This window comes from Brevibacterium sp., assembly GCF_031179145.1.
In the GTDB taxonomy this organism is placed as follows: Bacteria; Actinomycetota; Actinomycetes; order Actinomycetales; family Brevibacteriaceae; genus Brevibacterium.
Genome location: NZ_JAPSIB010000003.1, coordinates 259,253 through 266,500, shown reverse-complemented (window position 1 = coordinate 266,500; position 7,248 = coordinate 259,253). Strand labels below are relative to the sequence as shown.

Sequence of the window (7,248 nt, the reverse complement as noted above, 5' to 3'; positions counted from 1 at the left end):
CCGGTGAAATCACCCTCATCGACCCCGACATCACTCAGGGTGACGTTTCCGGTGTTCGTCACCTCGAACGAGTACGTGACCTTCTGCCCGGCCTTCGTGATCTCTTCGGTATCGGACGTCTTCTTCAACTCGATACCAGGCGCAGGTTTCGCCGGCACCGTGACACTGGAGTCACCCGACTTCACGGGATCTCCACCACCCGGCGGGTTGCCCGTCGCAGCGGCGGTGTTCTCGATCGAACCCCGATCAACATCGGCCTGGGTCGCCTCATATGTGGCGGTACACGTCACCGAGTCACCCGGTGCCAACGACTTCGCCGCATCAGGACAGACCACGTCCGACATGTCACCCGACCCCGTGAAGTGACCCTCGTCGACCCCGACATCCGTCAGCGTGACGTTACCCGTGTTGGTCACCTCGAACGAGTAGGTGATCTTCTGCCCGGCTTTTGTGATCTCTTCGGTATCGGACGTCTTCTTCAGACCCAGACCCGGCTTCGGATCCTGCGGGATCTTCACATCCGACGGGCCCGACGTGACGTCTCCACCCTGCGGGTCCTGACCCGAAGCAGTCGCCGAGTTCTCAACTGAACCTCGGTCCACATCAGCCTGAGTCACCTCATAGGCGGCCGTGCACGTCACCGAGTCACCGGGTGCCAAAGATTTGGCTTCCTCGGGGCAGCTGATGTCGGACAAGTCGCCGGACCCGGTGAAGTCACCTTCATCGATCCCGACATCGGTCAGCGTGACGTTGCCGGTGTTGGTGACGGCGAAGGAGTACTTCACCGTGTCCCCGGCGACCAGCTCGGTCTTGTCCGCCGACTTCTTCAGCTCCAGAGCCGGCGCCGGCTTCACCGGCACGTCGACAGAGGAGTCGTCCGATTTCACCGGGTCCCCACCGCCTGGTGGGGTGCCCGTGGCGGTCGCGGTATTGGACAGAACGCCGCCGTGGTCCACATCGGCCTGGGTCACCTCGTAGGTGGCCGTGCAGGTGACGCTCTTGCCCGGCGCCAGTGACTTCGCCGCCTCGGGGCAGCTGATCTCCGACATGTCGCCCGAACCGGTGAAGTCACCCTCGGTGACTCCGACATCGGTCAACGTGACATTGCCGGTGTTCGTGGCCGTGAAGGAATAGGTGATTCTCTGTCCGGCCTTCGTGACCTCATCGGTATCAGACGTCTTCTTCAGCTCCAGTCCTGGCTTCGGATCCTGGGGAATCTTCACCGTGGACGGATCCGATGGTACGTCCTTGCCCTGCGGGTCCTTCCCCGAGGCGGTCGCGGAGTTCTCAATCGACCCCCGGTCCACATCGGCCTGGGTCACTTGGTAGGCAGCGGTGCAGGTGACGCTCTTGCCCGGTGCCAACGACTTCGCCGCCTCGGGGCAGCTGATATCGGACAGGTCACCCGATCCCGAGAAGTCACCCTCGGCCACACTCACGTCAGTCAGCGTGACGTTGCCCGTGTTCGTGACCGTGAACGAATAGTTCACCGTCTCACCGGCGACCAGCTCGGTCTTGTCGGCCGACTTCTTCAGCTCGATACCGGGTGCCGGCTTCACCGGCACGTCGACAGAGGAGTCATCCGATTTCACCGGGTCGCCACCGCCCGGCGGGGTGCCCGTGGCGGCCGCGGTATTGGACAGATTCCCGCCGCGGTCCACATCGGCCTGAGTCACCTCATAGGTCGCGGTGCAGGTCACGCTTTTGCCCGGCGCCAACGACTTCGCCGCCTCGGGGCAACTGATGTCCGACATCCTGCCGGTTCCGGTGAAATCACCCTCGTCGATTCCGACGTCCGCCAACGTCACGTTTCCGGTGTTCGTGACCGTGAACGAGTAGGTGATCGTCTGCCCCGCCTGGGTGACAGTGTCGGTGTCCGCTGACTTCTCCAGCTTCAGACCCGGCTTCGGGTCCTGGGGGATCTTCACGTCCGATGGGCCCGTGGTGACGTCCCCACCCTGCGGATCCTTGCCCGAGGCGGTCGCGGAGTTCTCAACGGAACCTCGGTCGACATCGGCCTGAGTCACCTCGTACGTGGCTGTGCAAGTGACCCTCTCCCCCGGCAGCAACGACTTCGCATCTTCGGGGCAGCTGATCTCCGACAACTCACCGGAACCGGTGAAGTCACCCTCGGCAATATTGACGTCCTTCACCGTGACATTGCCCGTGTTCGTGACCGTGAACGAATACGTCACCGTGTCGCCGGCAACGAGCTCGGTCTTATCGGCTGTTTTCTTCAGGTCCAGGCCCGGCTTCGGATCCTGCGGAAGCTTCACATCCGACGGATCCGAGGCAACATCCCCACCCTGCGGGTCCTGACCCGAAGCCGTCGCCGAGTTCTCAACCGAACCCCGATCCACATCAGCCTGAGTCACCTCATACGTCGCCGTACACGTCACCGAATCACCCGGCGCCAACGACTTCGCATCATCCGGACAGACCACATCCGACATGTCACCCGAACCAGTGAAGTCACCCTCGGTAACACTCACATCAGTCAGCGTGACGTTGCCCGTATTGGTCACCACGAACGAATAGTTCACCGTCTCACCAGCCACCAGATCAGTCTTATCCGCCGACTTCACCAACTCGATACCAGGCGCAGGCTTCATCGGCACCGTGACAGTCGAGTCATCCGATCTCACCGAATCCCCACCACCCGGCGGAGTGCCCGTCGCCGTCGCGGAGTTCTCAACCGAACCCCGATCCACATCAGCCTGAGTCACCTCATACGTCGCCGTGCACGTCACGCTCTTGCCCGGCGCCAACGACTTCGCCGCCTCGGGGCAGCTGACATCGGACATGTCACCCGTACCGGTGAAATCACCCTCATCGACTCCGACATCACTCAGGGTGACGTTGCCGGTGTTGGTCACCGCGAACGAATAGGTGATCTTCTGCCCGGCCTTCGTGATCTCTTCGGTGTCGGACGTCTTCTTCAGCTCGATACCAGGTTTCGGGTCCTGGGGAATCCGCGCGTCGGAGGGATCCGATGCAACATTCCCACCCTGCGGATCCCGACCCGCAGCTGTCGCCGAGTTCTCGACCGAGCCCCGATCCACGTCAGCCTGGGTCACCTCGTACGTCGCCGTGCATGTCACCGAGTCACCCGGTGCCAACGACTTCGCCCCATCAGGACAGACCACGTCGGACATGTCACCCGACCCCGTGAAGTCACCTTCATCGATTCCGACATCGCTCAGCGTGACGTTACCGGTGTTGGTCACGGTGAAGGAGTAGTTCACTGTCTCACCGGCGACCAGCTCGGTCTTGTCCGCCGACTTCTTCAGCTCGAGATCCGGCAGATTCGCCTTGTTGGTGAAGGTACAGAGAGCAGCGATGCCTTTGGCACCGCCATCGGGCATGGTGAATGTTCCCGAGGTTCCTGAACCTTGCGCGAGCTGACGTCCGGAGTTTTGGTCGACGCATTCCCAGGAACTGTCATAGTTCGGCGCACCGGTGCCCGACCCCTTTTCCGAGACTGTGTACTGCTCGCCCGACAGCACGAGCACAGGCCCTGCCGACTGGTCCTGAACACCGGTCTTGTCGCCCGCGGTGGTCGCGGTGTTTCCCCGGGTGATTCCCCCGCCGGTGACGGACAGATCGACCTGGTCTCCGGCAGTATGCCTGCCTTCAGGGAAGTTCTTCTGCACTTCGACAGTGCTCGGAGAAGCACAAGAGGCCATGTCCACCGAACCGCTGGTCCCCAAAGAGACCCGTCCCACCACAGCGCCGGTGGAGGGGTTGACTTTGAAGATCGTGTCGCTGCTGCCGACGTGGAGATAACCACTTCCCGCGAACGCGATTCCGTTCAGGGGCTTGTCCGCTGGCGTAGTGATCGTCGCCAGTTGGGTTGCAGTGATGGTGACCGTGCTTCCACCTGAGCTCGGAATCTCCTGGTCCACACGCGAGATGATGTTCTGCCCGTTGACTCCACCGACAACGTAGAGATTCCCGGCCGAGTCGAAGGCCCAGTCGCCGTTGGCCCCATTGTTTCCCGAGGGCACCCGGCCCCGGGCGACCAATCCCATCGAGACGTTGTTCTTCGTGTCGAAACCGTAGATCAGAAGCTCGCCGTTGCTGAAACCACCGTAGTAATAGTTGTGGTTGGCAGGGTTGATGCCGCCATGGGTCACCGGAGCATTTGCTGCCCCCGTGCCCAACCGCTTCGTCGAGCCGTCGGCTGCTGAGTATTCATAGATGGTCCGGGATCCGTCGCTCCTCGGAAGCACACTGATCGCCACATCGCCGAGGCCGTCCCCGTCACGGTCTTCAATTCCCAAGCTGTTCATATTCAAGGTCGGCTCATCAGAGACGTTGAATCGACCTTCGGCCGTCTGCTGACCAGTGGCTTGGTCGATCTTCCAGATGCTGCGATTGCCTTGACCCTGCTCGGCGTAGATTGCATTGCAGTCGAAACCGCTGGCGGCCTTTGCCGGAGTGGCAGCTGAATACGACTGCGCGAACAGACTCACCGCGGCCAGAAGCGCAATGACGACGAACATCGACAGAAGGCGAAGACTCTTCTCCGCACTGGGTCTCCACAACGAGAGTGGTGATCGCTCCGACAACGGTATTCCTCCTTGAAAGTGGCGCCGGGCCTGGATCTGACTCTGAGCAGCCCGGACAGGTGCGCTGATGCACTCCGCGTTCTTAGTGGACCCAGAAGATACATATGGTCCTCAGCTGGTGCGCACTCAAGACCAAGCCGATCTGTCTTGAGAGCAATTCCCTGTTCCTCTCAGCATGCTATCAGTTTGGGCTACCACTTGCGGCAGCGACCTGGAAGTTCACTTGCAGTCCATTCTTCAGACGCAGGTAGGGGTGCTGAGAAAATGACCGCTGTTTTTCAGGGCCTAAAGGCTGACCGAACGGGCTATGCCTCGTAATTCTGGTAGCCAGCTGAAACGCCTCCGTGTACTCTGTGAGAGGCTGCGTGTTCTGGGCTTCCAGACTGGATGGTTTCCGTTGTGAGTCCATCACAGCGAATCACGAGACTCGCAGCAGCACTTTGAATCATCACTCAACTGGAAGTGCTCTTCTTGAAGAAAGGGAAATGGATGAAACGGCGCATATTGCCGCATTCATCGCAGCGACGCGGGAACCACGCCGGCAGGCGTGTGATCTCTGCTGGGACCGCTCTGGTCCTGGCAGCCTCGAGCGCAGCTGCGATGACTTTGGCTGGAGTCGATGCAGCTTCTGCGGCAGAACAGAACGGGTATGTGTTCAATGATGCGTGGACACTCGAAGACCCCGGCTCGGCGGCGACTGAGAATACGCTCCCGAACGCACGAGATAACGTCACATACTCCGCGACCTCGAACCTGGCCCTGCGTACCGGCAATGTCGGCCTTCGCATGCAGCTGGCCGAGTCCGACAATACGGTCAAGGGCACCAACTATCTCAGTGACACCGGGGATCAGTCGGCGTGGAACGCTTCACCCAGTATGTTCGCCGGTTCGCCCACGACCTCAGATCTTCCTGCAGTTGCCGTTGAGACCAATCCCTCGAACTGCGGCACGTTCGATTCAATGGAGAAGGTCAACTTCGATGGTGTCTGCAAGGGCACTGACGAAGTCACCCTCACATTTGACAAGACTGTCACTGACCCGATTCTCGATGTCAGCGGACTCGGCGGTTACATTTGGGCACGCGCACAGGATGAGGACACCGGCAAGTGGTACGCCCGCGGTGGCTTCCTGCAACAGCAGTGGACTGTCGACACCGCCGGCGTGACAATTCAGAAGGCGGAAGGGACGAGTCCGACAGATCTGGACATCACGTCCACCGGATTCAAGCCTTCGAGTCGGAACGCCGGAGGCTTCTGCGATACCGGCTCCCAGGATGCACAGGGAACCGACTACCAGACTCCGCAGACCGACACTGCAGGCTGTGGCTCAGTGGTCCTGCGCGGAACGTTCGACACTGTCAAGTTCCGAGTTGACAACGATGTCGCGCCTTTCAGCGCTTTCCCACAGAGCAGCCACGGGACCGGAGACCTCTACTTCCAGGATGACGACTCGCAGTGGGCCGACGGCATCAACGGCCTGAACTCCACCTATGGCGAGTCGCCGAAACTGCCCTACAACACTTGGCAGGTGCAGAACGACCAGGCCCACTATTCCGTACGAGTGCCTCAGACCGGCGTGATCGGTGATCGTGTATGGCAGGATGCCAATCGCGACGGCATTCAGGACGAGGGCGAATCCGGAATCGAAGGTGCCACCGTTGAGCTGCTCACCGAGAACGGCGAACCCGTACTCGACGCCGACGGCAATCCGATCACCACAACATCGGATTCCAATGGCGCTTACAAGTTCGACAACCTGCCCCTGGGTAAGTACAAGGTCCGGTTCTCCAACGTTCCCGATGGCTCAACGCCTACGGTCAGCGGTGCCGGCGACGATGCGGCTAAGGATTCCGACATCGATTCGAGCGGAGTCACAGGAGTCATCGACCTCAACACCGATGTTCCGACCACCGACTCCGTCGACGCTGGTTTCGCACCGGCTGAGGTAGCGCCGAAGGCTGCCGATGACACCTCCGATGGCAACAAGATCGGCGACCCCACCACCGTCCCGGTGCTGGACAACGACTCCGAAGGCCTCGACCCCACCACCGTCAACATCACCGACCCGGGCGGCAACCCCGTGAAGGAACTGACCGTTGACGGCGAAGGCAAGTGGACCGTTGGCGACGACGGAAAGATCACCTTCACCCCCGCCGATGGATTCGACGGCAACCCAACACCGATCGACTACACCGTCGAAGACAAAGACGGACAGCAGACCGGTGCCAAGGTGACCATCACCTACCTGCCCGAAGCCACCGACGACGAGTCGCTCAACAACAAGCGCGGCACCGCCGTGACCGTTCCCACCCTGGGCAACGACAAGGGCGACCTCGACCCCACCACCGTCAACATCACCGACCCCAACGGCAACCCCGTGAAGGAACTCACCGTTGACGGCGAAGGCAAGTGGACCGTCGACCCCAACACCGGTGACATCACGTTCACCCCGGCCGACGGCTTCAACGGCAACCCCACACCCATCGACTACACCGTGAAGGACACCAACGGCAACGACACCGGCGCCAAGGTCACCATCACCTACGTCGATGCGCCGAAGGCTGCCGATGACACCTCCGATGGCAACAAGATCGGCGACCCCACCACCGTCCCGGTGCTGGACAACGACTCCGAAGGCCTCGACCCCACCACCGTCAACATCACCGACCCGGGCGGCA

At 61.1% G+C, this 7,248-nt stretch carries 1 protein-coding gene and 1 pseudogene; one reads left to right on the top strand and one right to left on the bottom strand.

What is annotated here, in order from left to right:
• Window positions 1–4,505, bottom strand: a pseudogene (locus RIT73_RS04350) (hypothetical protein); the annotation flags it as partial.
• Between the two features lie 1,026 nt (window positions 4,506–5,531).
• On the opposite strand from RIT73_RS04350, the gene RIT73_RS04345 reads away from it, so the two are divergent.
• Window positions 5,532–7,248, top strand: a 1,717-nt coding sequence (locus tag RIT73_RS04345) for an SdrD B-like domain-containing protein (RefSeq protein WP_309130825.1), incomplete at its 3' end; no start/stop codon positions are given.